Source organism: Saccharothrix sp. S26 (genome assembly GCF_021390395.1).
Classification (GTDB): domain Bacteria; phylum Actinomycetota; class Actinomycetes; order Mycobacteriales; family Pseudonocardiaceae; genus Actinosynnema.
This window is the reverse complement of the sequence record NZ_JAJUWT010000051.1, coordinates 1-1,087: the sequence shown is the minus strand read 5'-3', so window position 1 is coordinate 1,087 and position 1,087 is coordinate 1. Positions and strand designations below refer to the sequence as shown.

General features: G+C 70.7%; 1 protein-coding gene. It reads right to left on the bottom strand.

All coding sequences use genetic code 11. From position 1 onward, the window contains the following. Positions 1–27 precede the first annotated feature (27 nt). A complete protein-coding gene (locus tag LZG04_RS41375; RefSeq protein WP_233827433.1) occupies positions 28–975 on the bottom strand; it encodes an IS481 family transposase in 948 nt (315 codons plus the stop codon). Positions 976–1,087 lie beyond the last annotated feature (112 nt).

Below are 1,087 nucleotides of genomic sequence, written 5' to 3'. Positions count from 1 at the left end.
TGTACTGATTCGTGACGTTGTTGACGCTTAGGCGGTCAGTCGGGTGATGGGGGGCTGGCCGCCGATGGCGCTGTGGGCGCGTCGGGTGTTGTAGTCCTGGACCCAGTAGGGCAGGGCGGCCAGGCGGTGGCTATTGCCGGTCCAGGCCCGGGCGTAGGCGAACTCGTGTTGCAGGGTGCGGTTGAAGCGTTCGGCCTTGCCGTTGGTCCAGGGGCAGCCGGGTTTGGTGAACCGGCGACGGATGCCCAGGGCGACGCAGACCGCCCGCCAGTTGCCGCCCACGCGGTAGACCTTGGCGTTGTCGGTCAGCACCCGCAGCACCCTCACACCCTGATCGCGGAACCAGGCCACCGCCCGGTGCAGGAAGGCGGCGCAGGTCAGGTCCTTCTCGTCGGGCAGGGCCTCGACATAGGCGATGCGGGTGTGATCGTCCACGGCCACGTGCAGGTAGTCGTAGCCGATGCCCCGGCCGCGGACCTTCTCGCTGCGGCCGTGCACCCGCCAGCCGCCCCCGTCGGGCACCCGGCCGAGTTTCTTGACATCGACGTGCAGCAGGTCGCCGGGGCGGGGGCGTTGGTAGCGGATGCCGGTGTGACGGCGGCGCACCGGGGCGCCGGTGATCGGGTCGGTGGCGGCCAGGGCGGGCTCGTCATGGCGGCGCAGCACCCGCCCGATGGTGGAGGCGGGCAGTCCCAACAAACCGGCCAGGTGCACCGGACCACGGCGCACCGCGCGCCGGGTGGCCAGGATGCGCAGTTCGACCTCGGACGGGGTGCGTCGGGGGCTGCGGTGCGGCCGCGAGGAGCGGTCGGCCAGGCCGGCGTCGCCCTCGCGGCGGTGTCGGGCCAGCCATTTGTGCACGGTGGCCCGGGAGATGCCCAGCTGCTCAGCGATGCACGACGGCGACCAGCCGGCCGCTCGGCGGGTCACGATCAGCCTGCGGGCGTGAACGGTAGTGCGGGCGTTACTGTGCACGGGAGGACCTCCGTGTGCCGATGGGATGCGTCAGACACATCCACTCCGCCCGGAGGTCCTCCCATGTTCAACCCGACACGCCGTCAACAACCTGATTAGTCACTACAGCTAG